We start from the raw sequence: 679 nt of genomic DNA, 5'->3' as shown, positions 1-679 counted from the left end.
TTATACCAGGGCACTTTGATAGTCCTCATGCACAAACTTTGATAAAGCTTGGCGAGAACGCCTAAACAGCTGCCAAGCTCCTCTGGATCAGGTGATGGCACTCTAATCAGCGATCACTATCAGAGGGGTGGCTAGAAAATTACAATTTCGTAAGAAACCCTGGGGGGATAGTCGAAATAGAAAGCTTTCAGGCGAAACGCAGGGATTTAGTGAAAAAGATTCTGGAAGCCCTGCAACGGTGGAAATACCTGATAACAGAATTGTAATCACCCCGTCACCGACTCGTTATCTTTGATCTGCAAATATGACCCAGGCGCTATTCTAAGTGCTCCACCGGGCCAAAACAACAGACTATACCCGCGTAGGTAAATCATAATAAAAACTGCCGTAATCAAAGGAGCATCGCATGAGACACAAAGTAACTTTGTATTTGGCTGCGGTTTCAGCTTTTTCTGGAAGCTATGCCCTCACGGCACAAGCGGAAGGTAAACCAGAAGGTTTTATTGAAGGTAGCAGCCTTACTGTTCTAAACCGCAACTTCTATTTCAATCGTGATAATCGTGATGCATCTGCGCCGACTTTCAACAGCGGCAAAGGCAATACCAACGGTTATTCCGAAGCTTGGGCACATGCGATAATCACTAAATTCAACTCTGGTTTTACGCAGGGCACTGTGGGC

General features: G+C 45.7%; 1 protein-coding gene. It reads left to right on the top strand.

Annotated elements, in window-relative coordinates:
• Window positions 1–406: 406 nt before the first annotated feature.
• Window positions 407–679: OprD family outer membrane porin (locus MCRY_RS22545; protein WP_139834184.1), on the top strand; the 273-nt coding region annotated here is incomplete at its 3' end.

Origin of the sequence: Marivita cryptomonadis (assembly GCF_002115725.1) — a bacterium.
Classification (GTDB): Bacteria; Pseudomonadota; Alphaproteobacteria; order Rhodobacterales; family Rhodobacteraceae; genus Marivita; species Marivita cryptomonadis.
This window is presented reverse-complemented; position numbering and strand designations above follow the sequence as displayed.